This window comes from Sphingopyxis solisilvae, from assembly GCF_015475875.1.
Classification (GTDB): Bacteria; Pseudomonadota; Alphaproteobacteria; order Sphingomonadales; family Sphingomonadaceae; genus Sphingopyxis; species Sphingopyxis solisilvae.
Map to the genome: position 1 here is coordinate 53,506 of NZ_JADKYM010000005.1, position 19,775 is coordinate 73,280.

The following is a 19,775-nucleotide window of genomic DNA, read 5'->3' on the forward strand; positions in this document are numbered from 1 at the left end:
GCCAGCAATGATCCGCCAGATACTCAGTCGGCGCAGCGAATGGCCGGCGCAGATTCCCGATCCCGACGCACCGCCCCCGGCTGGGCTGCTATGGCGCGAGGCGCGCTCGCTGGCCCGTGCGCTGTGGGGCCGCGTCCGCCCGATGGCGCCCGAACCCAATCCCGACAGCGAACATCCCCCCGTGATGGTGCTGCCCGGATTTCTGTCGGGCGACTGGGCGACGCGGGGATTGCGTGTCGATCTGCGGCGTGCGGGCTTTCGCTGCTACGCCTGGGGTCTCGGCTTCAACCGCGGCGCGACGGCCGACATCATCGATCGGATCGATACGCGGGTGCAGTGGATCATCGATCGCACCGGGCAGCGCCCGGCGCTTGTCGGATGGAGCCTTGGCGGCATTTACGCCCGCGAATATGCCAAGCGCCACCCTGACATGGTGGCGCGGGTCGTCACCCTGGGCTCGCCCTTTTCGGGCAGTCGCCGCGCCAATCGCGCCTGGCGGCTCTACCATCTCGTCGCGCGCCACCCCGTCGACAATCCGCCGATCGACTTCCATCCCGCGCCGCGCCCCGAAATGCCGACCTTCGCGCTCTGGTCGAAACATGACGGCGTCGTCGCGGTCGACAGCGCACGCGGCACCCCGCACGAAAGCGACCGGCAGGTCGAGGTCGACTGCGACCATATGGGCTTCGCCTATGCGCCGACATCGGTCGCGGCGATCGTCAAGGCGCTGAGGGAAGAGGTGGCCTAGCAGGCGCGCGCCACGCAGGCGCCTTCTAGGACGCGAAAGGCGCCACAACTTCCGCCGTCACCCGAACGGGCCGCCCACTTGCCTTGTCGAGCAGCGCCCATACGGTCCGTGCCCGGACATGCACCTTGCCGTCGGCGCCGGTGAATTCCATGAAACGGTCGAATTTGGCGCCTTGGGGCTTCTCTGCGACCCACGTCCGCGCGGTTACCGTCTCGCCGGGGCCAAGCGCGCGCAGATAATCGATCTCGTGCCGCACGACGACCCAGACATAGGCATCCTTGTGCGCCTGCGGCGCCGCGGCGTCCCAATGGCCGGTCGCGACTTGCTGGATCCACTGGACCCAAACGGCATTGTTGACATGGCCCAGTTCGTCGATGCTGTCGGGGGTGGCGGTGAGGGAGAGGGTGAAGGATTTCATCGGATGTGCTTAGCCTGTGCACGTCGCGACAAAAAGCCTCGTCATTGCGAGGAGCCGAAGGCGACGCGGCAATCCAGAGTGGCGTAAACCGCCCTAGATTGCTTCGCTTCGCTCGCAATGACGAAGTGGTTAGAGGCTAAGCCAGCTCCACCGTCGTCACCATATACCCCGCATCGCGGAGCGAGGCGACCAGGCTGTCGAGATGCTCGCGGTCGCGCGCTTCGCATTCGATGTCGGTGATCAGTCCCTTGGCGGGCAGCGTGGTAAAGATGCGCTGGTGATAGATTTCGATGATGTTGACCTGTTTCTCGTCGAACAGCTTCATCACCTTGAACAGCGCGCCGGGGCGATCCTGCAAGCGGATGCGCAGCCGCGCGATGCGGCCCGAGCGCGCGAGGTCGCGCAGCAGCACGTTGGCGAGCAGGCGGGTGTCGATGTTGCCGCCAGTCAGCACCAGCCCGACCTTGCGCCCGGCGAACTCCTCCGGATGCGCGAGCATCGCCGCGAGCCCCGCGGCACCGGCACCCTCGACCACCGTCTTTTCGATCTGCAGCAGCAGGCTGACCGCGCGTTCCAGATGGCGTTCGGCGACCAGCACGATGTCGTCGTTGAGTTCGGCGACGAGCTTGCGGGTGTAGGACCCCGGCTCCTTCACCGCGATGCCCTCGGCCAGCGTGTCGCCCTCGCACGCCATATCGACGTCGTTCAACTGGGCGTACATCGACGGATAGAGCTCGGCTTGCACGCCCACGAGCCGCATGTCGTTTTTGATCCCGCGCGCCGCGGTGCCCATGCCCGCGAGCAGCCCGCCGCCGCCGATCGGAACAATCAGGGTATCAAGCTCGGGCACATCCTCGAGCATTTCCAGCGCGACCGTCCCCTGCCCCGCCGCGACGTGCGGGTGATCGAAGGGATGGACAAAGGTCAGCCCGCGCTCGACCTCCAGCTGCCGCGCATGGGCATAGGCATCATCGAACGTCTCGCCGTGCAGCACGATCGTCGCGCCATGGCTCGCGGTCTGCGACACCTTCACCTGCGGCGTGGTCTTGGGCATCACGATGGTGACCGGCACGCCCAGCCGTTTGCCATGATAGGCCAGCCCCTGCGCATGATTGCCCGCCGACGCGGCGATCGCGCCGCGCGCCTTGGCCTCGTCGCTCAGCAACAGCAGCGCGTTCAATGCGCCGCGTTCCTTGTACGCCGCTGTGAATTGCAGATTTTCGAACTTCAGCCACACATCGGCGCCGACCAGCTCCGAAAGCGTCTGCGATTTCAGCGTCGGCGTCCGCACCACCGCGCCGTCAATTCGCCCCGCCGCCGCGCGCACATCGTCGAGGGTGATCGCCGGCAAATCGGCAGCGGACAGGGTGGGTGCGGTCGTGCTCATGATGCCGCTCGCCCTAGCCTATCTGGCGCACCGCGCAAACCATGGTTATGGACCGTGCTATGAGCGAGGAAAAATTGCGCATCAGCTTCATCGGCACCGGCGTCATGGGCGGACCGATGGCGGGGCATATTGCGAAAGCGGGCCACCACCTCACCGTCTATAACCGCACCCGCGCCAAGGCCGATGCGTGGGTCGCGGCACATGGCGGCAAGGCAGCAGCGACCCCGGCGGAGGCCGCGCGCGGCGCAGACGTCGTCCTGACCTGCGTCGGCAACGACGACGATCTGGCGCAGGTCACTCTGGGCCGCGACGGCGCGTTCAGGGCGATGCGCCAAGGCGCCCTGTTCATCGATCACACGACCGTCTCCGCGCGCATCGCGCGCCAGCTGTCGGTCGAGGCCGAGGGGCTCGGCCTGCTGTGCGTCGACGCCCCGGTCTCGGGCGGCGAAGCGGGGGCGCAGAATGGCACGCTGTCGATCATGTGCGGCGGCACCAAGTCCGCGTTCGCCGCCGCCGAGCCGGTGATGCAGGCCTATGCCGCGCGCATGGTCCATATTGGCGGACCCGGCGCGGGGCAGACGACCAAGATGGTCAACCAGATCGCGATCGCCGGGGTGCTGCAAGGGCTGTCCGAAGCGCTGCGCTTTGCCCAGGCATCGCGGCTCGACACCGAGAAGGTTTTCGAGGCGGTGTCGGGCGGCGCGGCGGCCAGCTGGCAGATGCTCAACCGCTGGGACACGATGGCGAAGGATGAGTTCGATTTCGGGTTCGCGGTCGACTGGATGCGCAAGGATCTGGGCCTCGCGCTCGACGAAGCGCGATCGAACGGCGCGACGATCCCGGTAGCAGCGCTGGTCGATCAATTTTATGCCGATGTCCAAAAGGCCGGACACGGCCGCCGCGACACCAGCTCACTCGTAACAAGGTTACCGAAATGAACCGCCTCCTGCTCACCGCCCTCGCGCTCACCTTCGCCGCCCCCGCGCACGCCGACACGCTCGTCGATAACGTCAACGGCATCACGCTCGACAAGGACGGCAAACTCGTCCGCTTCACCGGGCTGGTCATCGACAAGGATGGCAAGGTCAAGCAGCTGCTCGACCGCAAGGACAAGCGCCCCGAGCGCCCCGATTTCAAGGAGGACGGCAAGGGCCGCACCCTGATCCCCGGGCTGATCGACGCGCATGGCCATGTCATGGGGCTGGGCTTCCAGTTGATGCTGCTTGACCTGTCGGACACCAGCTCGCTGGCAGAGGCGCAGGCGGCGATCCGCAAATATGCCGCCGAAAATCCCGAAATGCCGTGGATCATCGGGCGCGGGTGGAACCAGGAAAAATGGGGACTGGGTCGCTTTCCGACCGCCGCCGATCTCGACGCCGCAGTGCCGGACCGCCCGGTCTGGCTCGAACGGATCGACGGCCATGCGGGCTGGGCCAACACCGCCGCGATGACCGCCGCCAAGGTCACCGCCGCCAGCAAGTCGCCCGACGGCGGCCGCATCGAAATGGCGGGCGGCAAGCCGAGCGGCGTCTTTGTCGATGCGGCGATGAGCCTGATCGACAGCGCCAAGCCCAAACCCCTCGCGCGCGACCTCGACCGCGCCTTGCTGCTTGCACAGCAAAAGCTGCTCGAACAGGGAATTACCGCGATCGCCGATATGGGGACGTCGATCCTCGACTGGCAGGCATTCCGCCGCGCCGGCGACAAGAAACAGCTCGCGGTCCGCATCCTCAGCTACGGCGGCGACATCGACAATATGGCGATGATCGCGGGCGGCGAACCAACGCCGTGGCTGTATGATGACCGGCTGCGCATGGTCGGGGTCAAGCTGTACCTCGATGGCGCGCTCGGCTCGCGCGGCGCGTGGCTGAAAGCACCGTACAGCGACGCTCCCGGCCAGACCGGCTTGCCGCTGCTCACCCCCGCGCAGCTTCGCAACAAAATGGTCCGCGCGTCGATGGACAAGTTCCAGGTGACGATCCACGCGATCGGTGACGCCGCCAATGCCGAAGCCTTGAACGCGATCGCCGACCTTACCGCCGACCTGCCCGGCGAACGCCGTTGGCGCATCGAACATGCGCAGGTCATCGACCCCGCCGACATCCCGCGCTTCGCCAGCCTGAAGGTGATCGCCTCGATGCAGCCGGTTCACCAGACGAGCGACCGGCTGATGGCTGAAGCGCGGCTCGGTCCCGACCGGCTGAAAGGCGCCTATGCCTGGCGCAGCCTGCAAGCGGCGGGCGCCCGCCTCGCCTTTGGTTCCGACGTGCCGGTCGAAAGCGCCGATCCCTTTGCCGGCCTTGCCGCCGCCATCTCGCGCACCGACGCGAATGGCCAGCCCTTCGGCGGCTGGCGACCCGAGGAAGCGGTGAGCCGCGAAGCGGCGCTCGACGGCTTCACCCGCACCGCGGCCTATGCCGCCTTTGCCGAGGACCGCATCGGCACCCTGATGCCGGGGATGCGCGCCGATTTCCTGATGATCGACGCCGACCCGATGCTCGCCAGCCCCGACGAGATTCGCAAGATGGTGCCGCTCGAAACCTGGATCGGCGGCTATCGCTATTACAAGAGGGAAGCGCCGGGTGGCGGGCGATAGCGCCCCCAGCCGTCGCGCGCTGCTGACGGGCCTCGCCGCGCTGCCTGTGGCGGCATCCGCGGCAGCGGCCGAGCGCAAGTCAAAGAAACGCAAACCCGCCAAACCGACCGTCCAGCATGTCGATGTCGCGATCATCGGCGCCGGGGTGTTCGGCGCGTGGACCGCGTGGCACTTGCTGCGCGCGGGAAAGACGGTGCGCCTGTTCGACGCCTATGGCGCGGGCCATGTCCGCTCGTCGTCGGGTGGCGAGAGCCGCGTCATCCGCATGGGCTATGGCGCCGACACCATCTATTCCGAAATGGCGCGCGAATCCTTGCCCTATTGGAAGGCGTTGTCCGAAAGCGCCAGCGCGCCGATCTTTCACAACACCGGCGTCTTGTGGTTCGGGCCACAGGGTGATCCCTACACCGCGCAATCGCTTGCCTGGCTGCAAGCAAACCGCGTCGGTCACGAGCATGGCGACGTCAACTGGCTGCAAAACAAATATCGCCAGATCCAATTTTTTCAGGGCGAAACCGGCGTCCTCGAAACCGAATGCGGCGCACTCATCGCCGGGCGCGGGGTGCAGGAAGTGATCGCCGACGCGCAGATCGCGGTCGAGCGCGTCGTGATGCCCGCCCCCTTGCTGTCCAAACGGATCAAGCGCCACTCGCTGCCCGATGGCGGCACCGCCGATCATCTCGTCTATGCGCTCGGCCCCTGGCTCGCCGAACTGTTCCCGCAGCAACTGATGAACCGGATCGTCGCGACGCGGCAGGAGGTTTATCATTTCGGCGCGCCGCAGGGTGACACCCGCTTTGCCCCGCCCGAACTGCCGGTGTGGGCCGACAACAGCAACAAGGGCATCTTTTACGGCATCCCCGATCTGGAGGGTGCGGGGTTCAAGATCGCGATCGACCGGCACGGCCCGGTGGTCGACCCCGACACCATAGAGCGCACCCTGACCCCGGCGGGAATCGCCGAGGCGCGCGGCTATATCGCGCGCCGCTTCCCCGGCCTCGCCTCAGCGCCGCTGATCGGCGGGCGCGTCTGCCAATATGAGAATAGCTCGAACGGCGATTATCTGATCGATCGCTTCCCCGGACAGGAACGCGTGTGGCTGGTCGGCGGCGGATCGGGGCACGGGTTCAAGAACGGTCCGGCGGTCGGCAAGCGGGTGGCGGCGCATATCCTCGATCCGAAGCTGGCAGTCGAGCCGCGCTTCAGCTTTGCGAGCAAGGGGACCGTGGCGGCACGAACCGTCGTCTGATTTCGTCATTGCGAGCGGAGCGAAGCAATCGAGGGTTGCGTACGCCGCTCTGGATTGCTTCGCTGCGCTCGCAATGACGGGGAACAGGACAAGAATGAAACTCACCGACTGCCACAATATCGACGACTTCCGCGCCCTCGCGCGGCGCCGCCTGCCCTGGCCGGTGTTCGACTATATCGACGGCGCCGCCGACGACGAAGTCACCCGCCGCCGCAACCGCGCCGCGTTCGACGATTGCGACCTCATCCCGCGCGTCCTCGCCGGGGTCGAAAGCGTCGATATGAAAACGACGCTTTTCGGGCGCGAAATGGCGATGCCGCTGTTCCTCTCGCCGACCGCGCTGCAACGCCTGTTCCACTGGCAGGGTGAGCGCGCCGTCCTCCGCGCCGCCGCGAACGCCGGAACGATGGCGGGCATCTCCAGTCTCGCCACGATCAGTCTGGCTGAAGCCGGCGCGCTCACCGATGGCCCCAAGCTGTTCCAGCTCTATGTTCACAAGGACGAAGGGCTGAACCGCGCGATGCTCGACGCTGCACGCGCCGCGAAGTTCGACGCCGTCGCACTCACCGTCGACACCATTGTCGGCGGCAATCGCGAGCGCTGCCTGCGATCGGGCTTCACCTCGCCGCCGCGCTTCACGCCGCGCAATATGCTGAGCTACGCGGCCAAACCCGGCTGGGGACTCAATTACGTCCTCCGCGAAAAATTCAGCCTGCCCAACCTTGCGACGCATGTGTCCGAAGGATCGAGCGTCCCCAAATCGGTCGCCGACTATTTCACCACGATGCTCGACCAGAGCCTCGACTGGCAGCGCGCCGAGGCGATCCGCCAGCAATGGGACGGCCCATTCTGTCTGAAAGGCATCGTCGCGGTCGAAGACGCCCGCCGCGCGGTCGAGATCGGCGCCACCGCGATCATGGTATCGAACCATGGCGGGCGCCAGCTCGACGGCAGCCGCGCACCCTTCGACGCGCTCGCCGAAATCGTCGATGCGGTCGGCGACAAGATCGAAGTGATTTGCGACGGCGGCATCACCCGCGGCACCCATGTGCTGAAAGCGCTGTCCGTCGGGGCGAAAGCCTGCTCGGGCGGTAGGCTCTACCTCTACGCGCTGGCGGCAGCGGGCGAGGATGGCGTGAGCCGCGCCATCGGCCTGCTCCGCGCCGAGATGGAGCGGGGCATGAAATTGATGGGGGCCAAAAACCTCACGGATCTCGGCCCCCATAATCTGCGCTGGCGGTAGCTTATCCCTCTCCCATCGGGAGAGGGCAGCGAGACTTGGTGGCTCCGCCACCTAGTCGCAGCGGGTGAGGGGTTCGAACCTTGCTTGATAATCCAGCGTCGAACCCCTCACCTGGCTTTGCTAGCCAGCAAGCTGGCAAGCTCCGCCACCTCCCCCAAAGGGAGAGGTGTTTTAGGCCGCCACCGCCGCCTCATCCTTCTTGCCCAACCCGCTCCAGTCGATGCTGCGCGTCATGTACATCACCCCGGCAAGGGCAAAGAACATCAGCACCGAACCGATGAGCAGCGAATAGGCTTCAAGGTTCAGCAGCACGTAAAGTAGCGCATAAAGCCCGACCAGCATCGCCGCCAGGAACCGCGCGCGCTTCCAGCTTTTGAGCACCGCCGCGCTATAGAACGCCAGCAACCCGATGATCGCCGCCGACGCCAGCATATAGGCCAGGGTGAACCCGATCACCTCAGCGAACGCCAGCAGCAGCACGAAGAACAGCACCAGTGCAATCCCGGTCAGGAAATATTCGGCCGGCGCGACCCGCGCGCCCGCGATGATGTCGAACATCAGGAAGGCGACAAAGGTAAAGCCGATGAACAGGAAACCATATTTGATCGCGCGATCGACCTGGCTGTACAGGTCGACGGGTTCGATCAGGCTGATCGCCACCGCTTTGGCGGTGCCGCCCGACGCTTCGGCCGCACCGCCATCGCTCGGCGCCGAAACCGCCTCGATATAGGCATCGCGCGGGCCATAATTGGTTGTCACGGGCGGCGACAGGTCGCCGGTCAGCACTTGCGCCTGCCCCAGCGCGAGGTTCGGCACCGCATAGGTTGCCGTAAAGCCGCTGGCCGTAACGCTGCGCTTCGCGGGCAGGAAATCGCCGCCAAAGCTGGGGTTCGGCCAGCTCGATTTGACCGTCCAGCGCGTATCGACGCCGCGCGGGATCAGCTTGAAATCGCCCAGCCCGCGCACGCCGATCCGGTAATCGACCTTCATCGGCGCTGCGCCGCTCCAGTCGACAAAGGCGAAGGTGCCGGAATTACCCGTCGAAAGCAGCCCCTTCCCCGGCTGGAGCGCCACCGGCGTGCCGTCGACGGTCAGGCTGTTGCCGTCGACAAGCCCCCGCGCGTCGCTGATCCCGAGCCGCACTTCGGTGCGGTCGAGCATCAGCGCCTCGCGGGCGACACCGTAACGCGCGATGTCGGCGGGCAGGACGAATTCGGCGTTGCCGGCGACCTGGCTTTCATAAACGACCGTTTCGTAAATCGCCTTCTTGCGCTTTTCGGGTTTGATCGTGACGTCGGCCTTGTTGGTTTGCGGCGAGAGGTAAAGATTGCGGATAGTATTGACGGTCCGCGTCACATCCTTGCCATTTTCGTTGACCGTGGTCGTTTCGGTCGCGCGATAGGGGATGACGATCACCGGCCCGGCGATCGTCTGTTGTCCGCCCCAGCCCTGGCCGATCGACGCCTGCGCCGTTTCGGCCTGCTGCTGCCGATCCCAAAGCAGACCATAGATCATCAACAGCGGCACCATCAGTGCAACCGCGATCAGCACTGCGATCACCAGCTTGACGCCAGGGCTACGCTCGCTGCGCGCAGGCGGGACGGGCGGCACGGAAACATTTTGAGAGGCTTGCGTCATGGGGGACAAACTCCGCTGGCTTCAATTCATCGATGAAATTGCACGGTTCGCCGATACGGTCAAGCGACTTGCCATCAACCATCGCCGCCGCCCCGCGCGCACGAAAAAGGGGGCGGCCTCCCCCGAAGCCGCCCCCTTCGCGCGTGGTCGCTGACGCGCTAGCCGATCAGAAAGAAAAGCCCAGCGTGAAGACCACGGTCGGATCATAAAGCGTATCGACGGCCTTGATGCCCGTCTTTTTGACGTCGGTGTCGATATATTGGACCTTGAAGGTTGCCGGACCCGCGGCAAAGGAGGCGCCGATCATCCAGTCGAGATATTTGCCGTCGGCCGACACGGCGCCGAGCGAACCGTCGGTATAGCCGAGTGAGGCCAGCAGGGTCACCGGCGAATTCGGAATGCCCGATTCGAGCCCGAGGTTCAGATAGATATTGTCTTCGCTACCCAGCGACTTCTGGTCGGGCGCATAGGCAACGGTCGCGGTCGCACCGACCGGGCCCAGCGTATGCGACAGTTTGCCGATAAATTCGACATAATCGCTCGGCCCCGCAAAATCGCGGTTGCCGGGATACATATAATAGGTGACGCCGGCATCGATCGTGGTGCCCGACGCGATCTCGGCGGAATAGCCGGCAAACAGGTCAAGCTCGAACTTGCCATAAAGCGGACTGTCGGGGAGCGACGAACCCCAGACCCCGGCATAAAAGCCGCTTTCGTGGCTGACCGACAAGGTTGGCTGCACGGCGACTTTTTCGTTCGACAGCGAAATGCCGCGGAAGCGATAATCGGAAACGACATCGATGCCGCCTGAAAGCGTGAACGGACCGCTGGCCTCTTCCTGGGCGAAGGCAGGCGTCGACATCGACGACGCGGCGAGCAGCATGCCGAAACACGCTTTGGTAAGAAACTTCATGGGTGATCCCCCTAGTAAAAAAACGGATCGTCCCGGCCTGCTGTGCGCGTCCACGCCTCTTCGTGCGGGCTTGTGACGACGAACACCCGGAAAATTGCCGATTTTGCTGCGCCGCACAAATGAAAATTGCGCCCGTTACCGATTCTGCGACAAACTGTGTCTTTCGCGCAACAGCCCGATGCCGGCGCACAGGCTTTGCCAAGTCGCGGCGGGGCGGCTAAAGAGCGGCGGCTATCCCCTCTCGATCGAGCCCGAACCCATGAGCGATCATAACCCCGGCCTGCGCCCCTGGCGCGACATTGCGCGGCGCCAATGCCGCCAGATCATGGTCGGCGACGTCCCCGTCGGCGGCGGCGCGCCGATCACGGTCCAGACGATGACCAACACGCTGACCAGCGACGCGGTCGCGACGATCGACCAGATCCGCCGCTGCGAAGAGGCGGGCGCGGACCTGATCCGCGTGTCGTGCCCCGACACCGATTCGACCGCGGCACTGGGCAAGATTGTGCGCGCCGCACGCGTTCCGATCATCGCCGACATCCATTTCCACTATAAGCGCGCGCTTGAAGCCGCCGACGCGGGCGCCGCGTGCCTGCGCATCAATCCCGGCAATATCGGATCGTCGGAGCGCGTCGGCGAAGTCGTGCGCGCCGCCAAGGCAAACGGGTGCGCGATCCGCATCGGCGTCAACGCCGGCTCTTTGGAAAAGGATCTGCTCGAAAAATACGGCGAACCTTGCCCCGAAGCGCTCGTCGAAAGCGCGCTCGACCATATCAAGCTGCTCCAGGACCACGACTTCCACGACTATAAGGTCGCGGTCAAAGCCAGCGACGTCTTTCTCGCCGTCGCCGCCTATATGCAGCTCGCCGACGCGATCGACTGCCCGCTCCACCTCGGCATCACCGAAGCGGGCGGGCTGATCGGCGGGACGGTGAAGTCGGCCCTCGGCATCGGCAACCTGCTGTGGGCGGGGATCGGCGACACGATCCGCGTCAGCCTGTCGGCAGAACCCGAAGAGGAAGTGCGCGTCGGCTACGAAATCCTGAAATCGCTCGGCCTCAGAACCCGCGGCGTCCGTGTCGTGTCGTGCCCCAGCTGCGCGCGGCAGGGTTTCGATGTCATCCGCACCGTCCAGGCGCTCGAGGAAGCGCTGAGCCACATCAAGACCCCGATGTCGCTCTCGGTGCTCGGCTGCGTCGTCAACGGCCCCGGCGAAGCGCGCGAAACCGACATCGGCATCACCGGCGGCGGCAACGGCAAGCATATGGTATACCTCTCGGGCGTCACCGACCACCATGTCGCCGACGCCGACATGATCGCGCATGTCGTCAAGCTGGTCGAGGCCAAGGCCGCCGAAATCGACGCGGGCCAGTCGGTCAGCATGGACGTCGCCCACGGCAAGGCGGCGTAAGCGCGGCTCCGCAGCCTATGCGCGGGCCAGCGGCGCCAACCCATCCATCACCGCGGTGAGCGCCAGCGCATTTTCGCGCTCCATCGCGCTATGCCCCGCATTGGTCACGACATAGGACACCGGCTCCGTCCCCGCCGCGCGCAGCGTATCGACCAGCCGCGACGCCTGGGTCAGCGGGCAGACCTCGTCGAACCGCCCGTGAACGATGTGAATCGGGATCGCCGCCAGCACCGCGATATTGTCAAAGAAATGCCCCGCCGGCAGGAACAGGTTGTTCGCGAAATAATGCGCCTCGATCTGCGCAAAGCTCAACGCGAAATCCGCCTCGCCGAATTTGCCGGTATCGGCGGCCTCGGGGATCATGTTCGAAATCACCCCCTCCCACAGCGACCAGGTCAGCGCAGCATGCAACTGCCTTTCCTTTTCCGCCGCACTCGTCGGCACCATGTCAAAGATCGCCTTGTACGACGCCATCACATCGGTGCGTTCGGCAGGGGTCAGTACCTTGAGCAGCGCCGCCCATTCGCCGGGATATTTGATATACGCCCCCGGCGCGGTCAGCCCATAGGGATCCTCCTCCCACGTCGCGGCATTGCCTTGGTACAGATAATCCAGGTCCTCCGCCGCACCCAGAAAGATGCCGCGCAGGATCAGGCTGGCGCAATGCCCGGGGTGCGCGATTCCGTAGGCCATCGCCAGCGTGCTGCCCCAGCTGCCGCCGAACACGTGCATCGGCCCGGTAATCGCCAGATGGTCGCGCAATTTCGCAATGTCGCCGATCAGGTCCGCGGTGGTGTTCTTGGCCAGCGCCACCGCCGGTCCCGCCGACGCCACCGTCGGCTCGCTCTTGCCGCACCCGCGCTGGTCGAACAGGATGACGCGATAGCGTTTCGGATCGAAAAAGCGTGCCATTGCCGGGGCGCAAGCGCCGCCGGGGCCGCCGTGCAGGAACATCACCGGCTCGCCCGCGGGGTTGCCATATTCCTCCCAATAGATGCGGTGCGCGGGGTCGCGATCGACCTCCAGCCAGCCAAAATTCAGGCACGGCGGCTGCGGATAGACCCAGTCGTCGCCGATCTTGCTGCTCGCCTGAAGCCGGGAAAAATCCATCGCCGCTGTCCTCGCTGATGCCTTGGGGAAGCACCGGCTTAACCGCCTGAGTACCCATGTCCACCCGGCGGGCGACATTATGCGGCGTCGTGAAAGATCACCCCCAGCGTATGCCGCTGTCCCGACCGGATTTCGCTCACCCCGTGACGCATAGCCACGCGGTAAACGCCGCGGCTACCCGTGACGGGTCGTTCGTTGACGGCAAAGATCACCGCATCGCCCTTGCCCAGCGGCACTACCGCCGCGCGCGACTGCATCCGCGGCCGCTGTTCGGTCAGCACGAACTCGCCGCCGGTGAAATCGTCACCCGGCGCCGACAGCAGGACCGCGACCTGCAACGGGAACACCTCGGCGCCGTACAGGTCGCGGTGCAGGCAATTATAATCGCCCGGTCCATATTGCAGCAGCAGCGGCGTCGGGCGCGTCTGGCCCGCGGCATGGCACCGCGCCAGATAATCGGCGTGATCGGCAGGAAAGCGCCCCACCCGGCCCGTCCGTTCGTGCCAGCGGTTCGCCAGCGGCGCCAGCCGCGCATACAGATCGGTGCGCAGCTCGGCGACCAGCGGCGGCAACGGATAGGCGAAATACCGATACGCGCCGCGTCCGAACCCGTGCCGCGCCATCTGGACATGGCTGCGAAATATCCCCTCGTCGCCATAGAGCGCCGCCGTCTCGTCGCACGCCGCTGCCGACAACAGCCCCGGCAGGACAGCCCATCCCGACACATCGAGCGCCGCGGCGGTGGCGGTCCAATCGGCCGCGCGGACGCGCGCCGAGACAGGCAGGTCATTCGTTTCGATCATGTGCGCGACCTATCGTTTCGCCCGCCGGGCGGCGCCCCGAATCTTGCGCTCAAACGCGCTCCTTGCGCCTCAACAGCCGGGCGATCCTGCCGTCATGTCGGCGGGCCAGCGCAATTCATACGTCACCAGAAACCCGTCATGGTCCGACAGGCGCGGTCCGCTGGCGCCGCCGTCGAACACCGCTTCGACACGGATCGGCCGCACCGCAAGCCGTTCGCCATTGGCGAAAAATTGCAGATCCTGCGTGTCCATCCACGGGGCGTCACCGTCCCACGACATCCGGACGTCGCATCCCGATGCCGGGTCGATGCAATGTTCATGGACCAGCGTCAGCGGATGATGCTCCGAAAAGGCTTCCCACCTTATTTCCGAATGGCGCATGTTGAAATCGCCGCCAAAGATCAGCGGCACCGCGACATCCTCGGTCGCTGCGATGAACGCCGACGCGATCTCGGCCTGCCGCGCATGGGCTTCGCCATTGCGCCGGTCGGAAACCCGCGACGCGCGGCGCGAGTTCATGTGGGTGTTGTAAATGTCAATCGACGTCGGCACCCCCGGCACCGCAACCCGCGCCAGCATGACCCCCTTGTTCGACAGGCAGTCGAAACCCGCGCAGGCGCGGCGTCCATAGGCTGCTGCGGCGCTCTCGACGATCGGAAAGCGCGACGCGATCGCCAGTCCGCCGCCCAGCAGCCTGATCCCGAGCTCGCCCTTCAAAGGCTTGGCGTTGCCCCCCATCGGGTCGACGCCCCGGACGAATGCCCGCGTGGTGCGGCGCGGGCCCGGCACGATCGCCGGGTAGCCGCTTGCCGCGACGGCGCGCTTGGCCGCGCCGCTGAACATCTCCTGAAACAGGATGATGTCGGCGCCGCTGCCGTCCTCGCGCGCTGCGTTCAGCCGCTCGCCGATTTCCTTCAGTTCCTTGGCGCGCCCGTTGCGCGCGGGCCAGCCCAGCCCTTCCAGATTATAGGTGAGCACCGACAGGGTCGTGGTCACCTCGCGGCCGTCGGCCGACCGGGTGACCGTCGCGGCGGGGGCGGCATCGCATGCCATGACGCGCAGCGGCGGTGCCGTACCGCACGCCGCAAGTGCCAGCCCGCAAGCACCGGCCCAGCCCGCCAACAAAATCTTCGATCGCGCAAAGCCCTGGGTCACGCCCGCCGCATAACCCAACCAGCTATGGGCGTCACCGGTGATTCACCGGGCGCTCGTCGTCTGCGGCCACGACAATGAAAAAGGGGCCGCAGCAGCAGCCCCTTTTCCTTGTTCGATAAAGCGAAGGTTTAGTCCTTCAGAAAGTCGGGCACATGGCCTTGGTCTTCCGGACCCTCGTTGCGTTCACGGCGCGGACCGCGGTCGCCGCCGCCGTCGCGGCGCGGGCCACGATCGCGGTCACGGCCACCGCCGCCACGCGGGCCGCGGTCGCCGCGGTCGCCGCCATCACGGCGCGGGCCACGATCGCTGCGGGGTTCGCGCGGCGGGCGGGTGTCTTCCAGTTCGGCGCCGGTTTCCTGATCGACGACGCGCATCGACAGGCGCACTTTGCCACGCGGGTCGATCTCGAGCACCTTGACCTTGACTTCCTGGCCTTCGCTCAGGACGTCCGAGACCTTTTCGACGCGCTCGTTCGCGATTTCGCTGACGTGGACCAGGCCGTCCTTGCCGCCCATGAAGTTCACGAACGCCCCGAAATCGACAAGGTTGACGACCTTGCCGTCATAGATTTTGCCGACTTCGGCTTCCTCGACGATGCCCGAAATCCACTTCCGCGCGGCTTCGATCTGCGACAGATCGCTCGACGAAATCTTGATCAGACCTTCGTCGTCGATGTCGACCTTGGCGCCGGTGGTCGCGACGATCTCGCGGATCACCTTGCCGCCGGTGCCGATGATGTCGCGGATCTTTGCCTTGTCGATCTGCATCGTCTCGATGCGCGGCGCGTGCGCCGACAGCTCGGTGCGCGCTTCGCCCAGTGCCTTGGCCATTTCGCCGAGGATGTGCGCACGGCCTTCCTTGGCCTGGTTCAGCGCGGCTTCAAAGATTTCGCGCGTGATGCCCGCGATCTTGATGTCCATCTGCATCGTGGTGATGCCTTCGGACGTGCCAGCGACCTTGAAGTCCATGTCGCCGAGGTGATCCTCGTCGCCAAGGATATCGCTGAGGATCGCATAATCCTTGCCTTCGAGGATCAGGCCCATGGCGATGCCCGACACCGGCCGCTTGATCGGCACGCCGGCGTCCATCATCGCGAGCGAGCCGCCGCACACCGACGCCATCGACGACGAACCGTTCGATTCGGTGATGTCGCTGGTCAGGCGGATCGTATAGGGGAACTCGTCCTTCGTCGGCAGCACGGGGTGCAGCGCGCGCCAGGCGAGCTTGCCATGGCCGACTTCGCGGCGGCCCGGCGCGCCGAAGCGGCCGACTTCACCGACCGAATAGGGCGGGAAGTTATAGTGCAGCATGAAGTTCTGGTACGACAGGCCGTTCAGGCCGTCGATCATCTGCTCCGCATCCTTGGTGCCAAGGGTACAGGTCGCGATCGTCTGCGTCTCGCCGCGGGTGAACAGCGCCGAGCCATGCGCGCGCGGCAGGAAGTGCGTTTCGGCGACGATCGGGCGGATCTGCGTCGTGGTGCGACCGTCGATGCGCTTGCCGTCCTTCAGGATAGCGCCGCGGACGATTTCGGCTTCCAGCTTCTTGGTCAGCTTGATGCCGGCCATGACGCTCTGCGGGTCGAGCCCGTCGGCGGTGAACTGTTCCTTCGCCTTCGCGCGCGCTTCATTGAGCGCGTTCGAACGCGCCGACTTGTCGGTCAGCTTGTAGGCGGCAGCAATGTCCTTGCCGATCAGCTTCTTCAGCTTGTCCTTGATCGCGGCATTGTCGTCCGACGCAGCCATATCCCAGGGATCCTTGGCGGCCTGTTCGGCGAGCTTGACGATCGCCTTGACGACTTCCTTGCACGCGTCGTGCGCAAACAGGACGGCGCCCAGCATGACCTCTTCCGACAGCTCATTGGCTTCGGATTCGACCATCATCACCGCGTCGTAAGTCGCCGCGACGACCAGGTCGAGGTCGCCTTCGGCAACCTGCGCGTCGGTCGGATTGAGGATATATTCACCGTCGATATAGCCAACGCGCGCGGCGCCGATCGGGCCCATGAAGGGCACGCCCGAAATGGTGAGCGCCGCCGACGCGGCGACCATCGCGAGGATGTCGGGCTCGTTGTGGCCGTCATAGCTCAGAACCTGAGCAATGGCGTTGATTTCGTTATAGAAACCTTCGGGGAACAGCGGACGGATCGGACGGTCGATCAGGCGGGAAACCAGCGTTTCCTTTTCGGTCGCACCGCGTTCGCGCTTGAAGAAGCCGCCGGGGATGCGGCCCGCGGCCGAATATTTTTCCTGATAATGGACGGTGAGCGGGAAGAAGTCCTGCCCGTCCTTCACCGACTTGGCGGCGGTCACGGCGCACAGGACGACCGTTTCGCCCAGCGTCGCCATCACGGCGCCGTCGGCCTGGCGGGCAACCTTGCCCGTTTCGAGCGTCAGCGTTTCACCGCCCCACTCGATCGATACTTTTTTCACGTCAAACATGTGGTTTCCTTCGCCCGCCGGGCCCTATGCCGGGCGGGGCCTCTGATTCCGGGCAATCCGGCCCGGGGCGGTGTAGGGCGTCTGTCTGCCCTATGGCGGTCCCGCCGGATGCGGGAGCGGCCCTGTGGCCCGGCATTTTGCGCGGAGCCAATATGACAGCGGCCCCGGAAGTCCGGGGCCGCCAGAAATTCTTATTTGCGAAGACCCAGCTTCGCGATCAGCGCCGAATAGCGGGCCTCGTCCTTCTTTTTCAGATAGTCGAGGAGGCTGCGGCGCTTGTTGACCATCATCAAAAGGCCGCGGCGGCTGTGGTTGTCCTTGTGGTGCGCCTTGAAATGCTCGGTCAGCGTGTTGATGCGGTCGGTGAGGATCGCAACCTGGACTTCCGGCGAACCGGTATCGCCCTTTTCGCGGGCATTGTCCTTGATGACTTCGGCTTTGCGCTCGGCGGTAATCGACATAAATTTCGTTCCTCGAACATCATGGCTTACAGATTGAAGCCCCGCACGACCTTCAGCGTTCCCGCCGAAACCTCGATCAGCGCCACGGGCCGGTTTTCGGCGTCGCGTCCCCAATAGAGCCCGTCCTGCGTGCTTCCCCCGGTCCAGATGCGACCCTGACGGATCGCCCCTGCCGCTTCCGGGGAAAGGTCCAGAGCCGGGATGTCGACCAGCCCTGCCTCGAGCGGCAGAATTACTTCTGATTGCGCGGCCCCTTGGCCGAACGCATTCAATTTGTCCAGCGAAATCGCGTGTTCGAGCGCGAACGGGCCCGCCTTGGTGCGGCGAAGCATGGTGACATGGCCGACGGTACCGACGGCATGCGCGATGTCGCGCGCGAGGCTGCGGATGTAAGTACCCTTCGAGACATGGGCGGTAAGGGTGATTTCCTCCACCCCCTCCCCTTCAGGGGAGGGCAGCGAGACTTGGCGGCTTGCTGGCGTAGTCGCAGCGGGTGGGGGCCATCGGCCTTGCGCAAGGCCGATGGCCCCCACCCCAACCCCTCCCCTGAAAGGGAGGGGCTTTAGAGAGTGCACCGTCACCCCCCGCGCCTTCATCTCCACCGCTTCGCCTTTGCGCGCGCGATCATACGCCCGCTCGCCGTCCACCTTGATCGCCGAATAGGCCGGCGGCACCTGTTCAATCGGCCCGGTAAAGCGCGGCAGCACCGCCTCGATATCGGCCAGCGTCGGCCGCACATCGCTCACCGCCACCACCTCGCCCTCGGCGTCGAGTCCGGCGGTCTCGGTCCCGAACCGCACCGTAAATTCATAAATCTTGCTCGCGTCGAGCATCCGCCCGCACAGCTTCGTCGCCTCGCCCAGCGCAATCGGCAGCACCCCGGTCGCCAGCGGGTCGAGCGTTCCGCCATGGCCGACCTTGACCTTGCCCAGCCCCGCCTCGCGGCACACGCGCTTGACCGCGCCGACCGCCTGCGTCGATCCTAATCCCAGCGGCTTGTCGAGGATGATCCAGCCGTTCAACGCCGTCCGCCCGTCCATTCTTCCGCCAGCAGCGACCATAGCGCCGTGTCGCGGACATGGCCGGTCCAGGTGATGCGCTCGGACCGCAATGTCGCTTCCTTGGTGCAACCCAGTTTGGCGACCGCCGCCTGGCTGCGCGCATTGCGCTCGTCGATACGGAACTCGATCCGGCGGATGCCGACAGCAAACGCATGGTCGATCATCAGCCGTTTCAATCGCCCGTTGAACCCGCTGCCGCGCAGGTCGGGGTGGATATAACTGTTGCCGATCTCGACCGTCTGCGCCGTCCAGTCGGGGCGCAGCCAAGCAGTCATTCCAACTAGGCGGTGGCCGTCGAATATCGCATAGGCCATGCGCCCGCCCGTCCCCGCCAGCGCATCGAAACTCTTGTCGAAATGCCCGGGGCCAAAGCTTGACGAATAAATGGTCCAGATGTCGGCATCGGCCGCGCAGACGGCGCGCAAAGCCTCGCGATGCGCCTCGCCCAGCTTTTCGAGCCGCAGGTCACCGTCGATCAGTTCGACATACAGCCGGTCACGCATCGGCAATCGCTTCCACCGCCTCGCGCCGTTTTGCCATGAAATGCCGCCGGCACATCGCAACATAGCGGTCGTTGCCGCCGATTTCGGTCTGCGCGCCCTCGACCACCGCGCGGCCGTTTTCGTCGACGCGCAGGTTCATCGTCGCCTTGCGCCCGCATTCGCACACCGCCTTCAGTTCGACGAGCGCATCGGCGATACCCAGCAGCGCCGCCGAACCCGGGAACAGCTCGGCCGAAAAATCGGTGCGCAGCCCATAGCACAACACCGGGATATTCGCCTCGTCGGCCAGCCGCGCCAGTTGCAACACCTGTTCGCGCGACAAAAATTGCGCCTCGTCCACCAGCACGCAAGCGAGGGGGCGCCCGGCATGTTCGGCCGTCACCGTCGTCCACAGGTCGCTGTCGGGATCGAACTTGTGCGCGTCGGCCATCAACCCGATGCGGCTGGTCACCTGCCCGACGCCGTAGCGGTCGTCGAGCGCGGCGGTCCACAACATTGTTTCCATGCCGCGTTCGCGATAGTTGAAATCCGCCTGCAACAGCGTGGTCGATTTGCCTGCGTTCATGCTGGCATAATAGAAGTAGAGCTTCGCCATGGACCGGCTATAGTCCGGCGCGAACGAACGACAAGAGTATCAA

Annotated in this window: 18 protein-coding genes; 6 read left to right on the top strand and 12 right to left on the bottom strand. The window is 65.4% G+C overall.

Annotated elements, in window-relative coordinates; genetic code table 11:
* Positions 1–7 precede the first annotated feature (7 nt).
* A complete protein-coding gene (locus IR187_RS05135) occupies positions 8–748 on the top strand; it encodes an esterase/lipase family protein (protein WP_194953637.1) in 741 nt (246 codons plus the stop codon).
* A 25-nt stretch (positions 749–773) separates the two neighbouring features.
* Here IR187_RS05135 and IR187_RS05140 read toward each other — a convergent pair whose 3' ends face one another.
* Together IR187_RS05140 and IR187_RS05145 are read right to left on the bottom strand one after the other, a co-directional pair.
* Positions 774–1,166, bottom strand: coding sequence for an acyl-CoA thioesterase (locus tag IR187_RS05140; RefSeq protein ID WP_194953638.1), 393 nt, complete (start codon positions 1,164–1,166; stop codon positions 774–776).
* A gap of 136 nt (positions 1,167–1,302) precedes the next feature.
* Positions 1,303–2,553 (bottom strand): threonine ammonia-lyase, encoded by a 1,251-nt coding sequence (locus IR187_RS05145; RefSeq protein WP_194953639.1) that lies wholly within the window; start codon positions 2,551–2,553, stop codon positions 1,303–1,305.
* A 47-nt stretch (positions 2,554–2,600) separates the two neighbouring features.
* Here IR187_RS05145 and IR187_RS05150 point away from each other — a divergent pair, with 47 nt between their 5' ends.
* The 4 genes from IR187_RS05150 to IR187_RS05165 all read left to right on the top strand — a co-directional run bounded on the left by IR187_RS05150 (position 2,601) and on the right by IR187_RS05165 (position 7,641).
* Positions 2,601–3,491: an NAD(P)-dependent oxidoreductase gene (locus IR187_RS05150; protein WP_228765564.1), complete on the top strand. Its 891-nt coding sequence runs from the start codon at positions 2,601–2,603 to the stop codon at positions 3,489–3,491.
* Positions 3,488–5,149, top strand: a complete 1,662-nt coding sequence (locus tag IR187_RS05155; RefSeq protein ID WP_194953640.1) for an amidohydrolase — start codon at positions 3,488–3,490, stop codon at positions 5,147–5,149. The genes IR187_RS05150 and IR187_RS05155 overlap by 4 nt, the downstream gene beginning before the upstream one ends.
* Positions 5,136–6,398, top strand: a complete 1,263-nt coding sequence (locus IR187_RS05160) for an FAD-dependent oxidoreductase (protein ID WP_194953641.1) — start codon at positions 5,136–5,138, stop codon at positions 6,396–6,398. Before IR187_RS05155 ends, IR187_RS05160 begins: the two co-directional genes overlap by 14 nt.
* A gap of 94 nt (positions 6,399–6,492) precedes the next feature.
* Positions 6,493–7,641: an alpha-hydroxy acid oxidase gene (locus tag IR187_RS05165; protein ID WP_194953642.1), complete on the top strand. Its 1,149-nt coding sequence runs from the start codon at positions 6,493–6,495 to the stop codon at positions 7,639–7,641.
* Between the two features lie 171 nt (positions 7,642–7,812).
* Here IR187_RS05165 and creD read toward each other — a convergent pair whose 3' ends face one another.
* Positions 7,813–9,279 carry a cell envelope integrity protein CreD gene (gene creD / locus IR187_RS05170; RefSeq protein WP_194953643.1) on the bottom strand — a complete coding sequence of 489 codons (1,467 nt, stop codon included), beginning with the start codon at positions 9,277–9,279 and terminating at the stop codon, positions 7,813–7,815.
* Between the two features lie 166 nt (positions 9,280–9,445).
* Positions 9,446–10,192, bottom strand: coding sequence for a TorF family putative porin (locus tag IR187_RS05175; RefSeq protein WP_194953644.1), 747 nt, complete (start codon positions 10,190–10,192; stop codon positions 9,446–9,448).
* 259 nt (positions 10,193–10,451) lie between these two features.
* On the opposite strand from IR187_RS05175, the gene ispG reads away from it, so the two are divergent.
* Complete coding sequence (gene ispG, locus IR187_RS05180) at positions 10,452–11,603, top strand: flavodoxin-dependent (E)-4-hydroxy-3-methylbut-2-enyl-diphosphate synthase (RefSeq protein ID WP_194953645.1); 1,152 nt, start codon at positions 10,452–10,454, stop codon at positions 11,601–11,603.
* A 15-nt stretch (positions 11,604–11,618) separates the two neighbouring features.
* Here ispG and pip read toward each other — a convergent pair whose 3' ends face one another.
* From pip to IR187_RS05220, 8 genes are all read right to left on the bottom strand, one after another.
* Complete coding sequence (gene pip, locus IR187_RS05185; protein WP_194953646.1) at positions 11,619–12,713, bottom strand: prolyl aminopeptidase; 1,095 nt, start codon at positions 12,711–12,713, stop codon at positions 11,619–11,621.
* Between the two features lie 77 nt (positions 12,714–12,790).
* On the bottom strand, positions 12,791–13,516 hold the full coding sequence (locus IR187_RS05190) for a 2OG-Fe(II) oxygenase (RefSeq protein WP_194953647.1): 726 nt from the start codon (positions 13,514–13,516) through the stop codon (positions 12,791–12,793).
* 69 nt (positions 13,517–13,585) lie between these two features.
* Positions 13,586–14,671 carry an endonuclease/exonuclease/phosphatase family protein gene (locus IR187_RS05195; protein ID WP_324187647.1) on the bottom strand — a complete coding sequence of 362 codons (1,086 nt, stop codon included), beginning with the start codon at positions 14,669–14,671 and terminating at the stop codon, positions 13,586–13,588.
* A 128-nt stretch (positions 14,672–14,799) separates the two neighbouring features.
* On the bottom strand, positions 14,800–17,112 hold the full coding sequence (gene pnp / locus IR187_RS05200; RefSeq protein ID WP_194953648.1) for a polyribonucleotide nucleotidyltransferase: 2,313 nt from the start codon (positions 17,110–17,112) through the stop codon (positions 14,800–14,802).
* A 191-nt stretch (positions 17,113–17,303) separates the two neighbouring features.
* Complete coding sequence (gene rpsO / locus IR187_RS05205) at positions 17,304–17,573, bottom strand: 30S ribosomal protein S15 (protein WP_037554459.1); 270 nt, start codon at positions 17,571–17,573, stop codon at positions 17,304–17,306.
* A 26-nt stretch (positions 17,574–17,599) separates the two neighbouring features.
* Positions 17,600–18,613 (bottom strand): tRNA pseudouridine(55) synthase TruB, encoded by a 1,014-nt coding sequence (gene truB, locus IR187_RS05210; RefSeq protein ID WP_194953649.1) that lies wholly within the window; start codon positions 18,611–18,613, stop codon positions 17,600–17,602.
* Complete coding sequence (locus tag IR187_RS05215; RefSeq protein ID WP_194953650.1) at positions 18,592–19,137, bottom strand: GNAT family N-acetyltransferase; 546 nt, start codon at positions 19,135–19,137, stop codon at positions 18,592–18,594. The genes truB and IR187_RS05215 overlap by 22 nt, the downstream gene beginning before the upstream one ends.
* A complete protein-coding gene (locus IR187_RS05220; RefSeq protein ID WP_194953651.1) occupies positions 19,130–19,732 on the bottom strand; it encodes a thymidine kinase in 603 nt (200 codons plus the stop codon). Before IR187_RS05220 ends, IR187_RS05215 begins: the two co-directional genes overlap by 8 nt.
* Between the last annotated feature and the right edge of the window lie 43 nt (positions 19,733–19,775).

Coding starts and splice junctions, on each gene's coding strand:
- IR187_RS05135 (WP_194953637.1), top strand. CDS start 8: ATGATCCGCCAGATACTCAGTCGGCGCAGCGAATGGCCGGCGCAGATT.
- IR187_RS05140 (WP_194953638.1), bottom strand. CDS start 1,166: ATGAAATCCTTCACCCTCTCCCTCACCGCCACCCCCGACAGCATCGAC.
- IR187_RS05145 (WP_194953639.1), bottom strand. CDS start 2,553: ATGAGCACGACCGCACCCACCCTGTCCGCTGCCGATTTGCCGGCGATC.
- IR187_RS05150 (WP_228765564.1), top strand. CDS start 2,601: ATGGACCGTGCTATGAGCGAGGAAAAATTGCGCATCAGCTTCATCGGC.
- IR187_RS05155 (WP_194953640.1), top strand. CDS start 3,488: ATGAACCGCCTCCTGCTCACCGCCCTCGCGCTCACCTTCGCCGCCCCC.
- IR187_RS05165 (WP_194953642.1), top strand. CDS start 6,493: ATGAAACTCACCGACTGCCACAATATCGACGACTTCCGCGCCCTCGCG.
- creD (WP_194953643.1), bottom strand. CDS start 9,279: ATGACGCAAGCCTCTCAAAATGTTTCCGTGCCGCCCGTCCCGCCTGCG.
- IR187_RS05175 (WP_194953644.1), bottom strand. CDS start 10,192: ATGAAGTTTCTTACCAAAGCGTGTTTCGGCATGCTGCTCGCCGCGTCG.
- ispG (WP_194953645.1), top strand. CDS start 10,452: ATGAGCGATCATAACCCCGGCCTGCGCCCCTGGCGCGACATTGCGCGG.
- pip (WP_194953646.1), bottom strand. CDS start 12,713: ATGGATTTTTCCCGGCTTCAGGCGAGCAGCAAGATCGGCGACGACTGG.
- IR187_RS05190 (WP_194953647.1), bottom strand. CDS start 13,516: ATGATCGAAACGAATGACCTGCCTGTCTCGGCGCGCGTCCGCGCGGCC.
- pnp (WP_194953648.1), bottom strand. CDS start 17,112: ATGTTTGACGTGAAAAAAGTATCGATCGAGTGGGGCGGTGAAACGCTG.
- rpsO (WP_037554459.1), bottom strand. CDS start 17,573: ATGTCGATTACCGCCGAGCGCAAAGCCGAAGTCATCAAGGACAATGCC.
- truB (WP_194953649.1), bottom strand. CDS start 18,613: ATGGACGGGCGGACGGCGTTGAACGGCTGGATCATCCTCGACAAGCCG.
- IR187_RS05215 (WP_194953650.1), bottom strand. CDS start 19,137: ATGCGTGACCGGCTGTATGTCGAACTGATCGACGGTGACCTGCGGCTC.
- IR187_RS05220 (WP_194953651.1), bottom strand. CDS start 19,732: ATGGCGAAGCTCTACTTCTATTATGCCAGCATGAACGCAGGCAAATCG.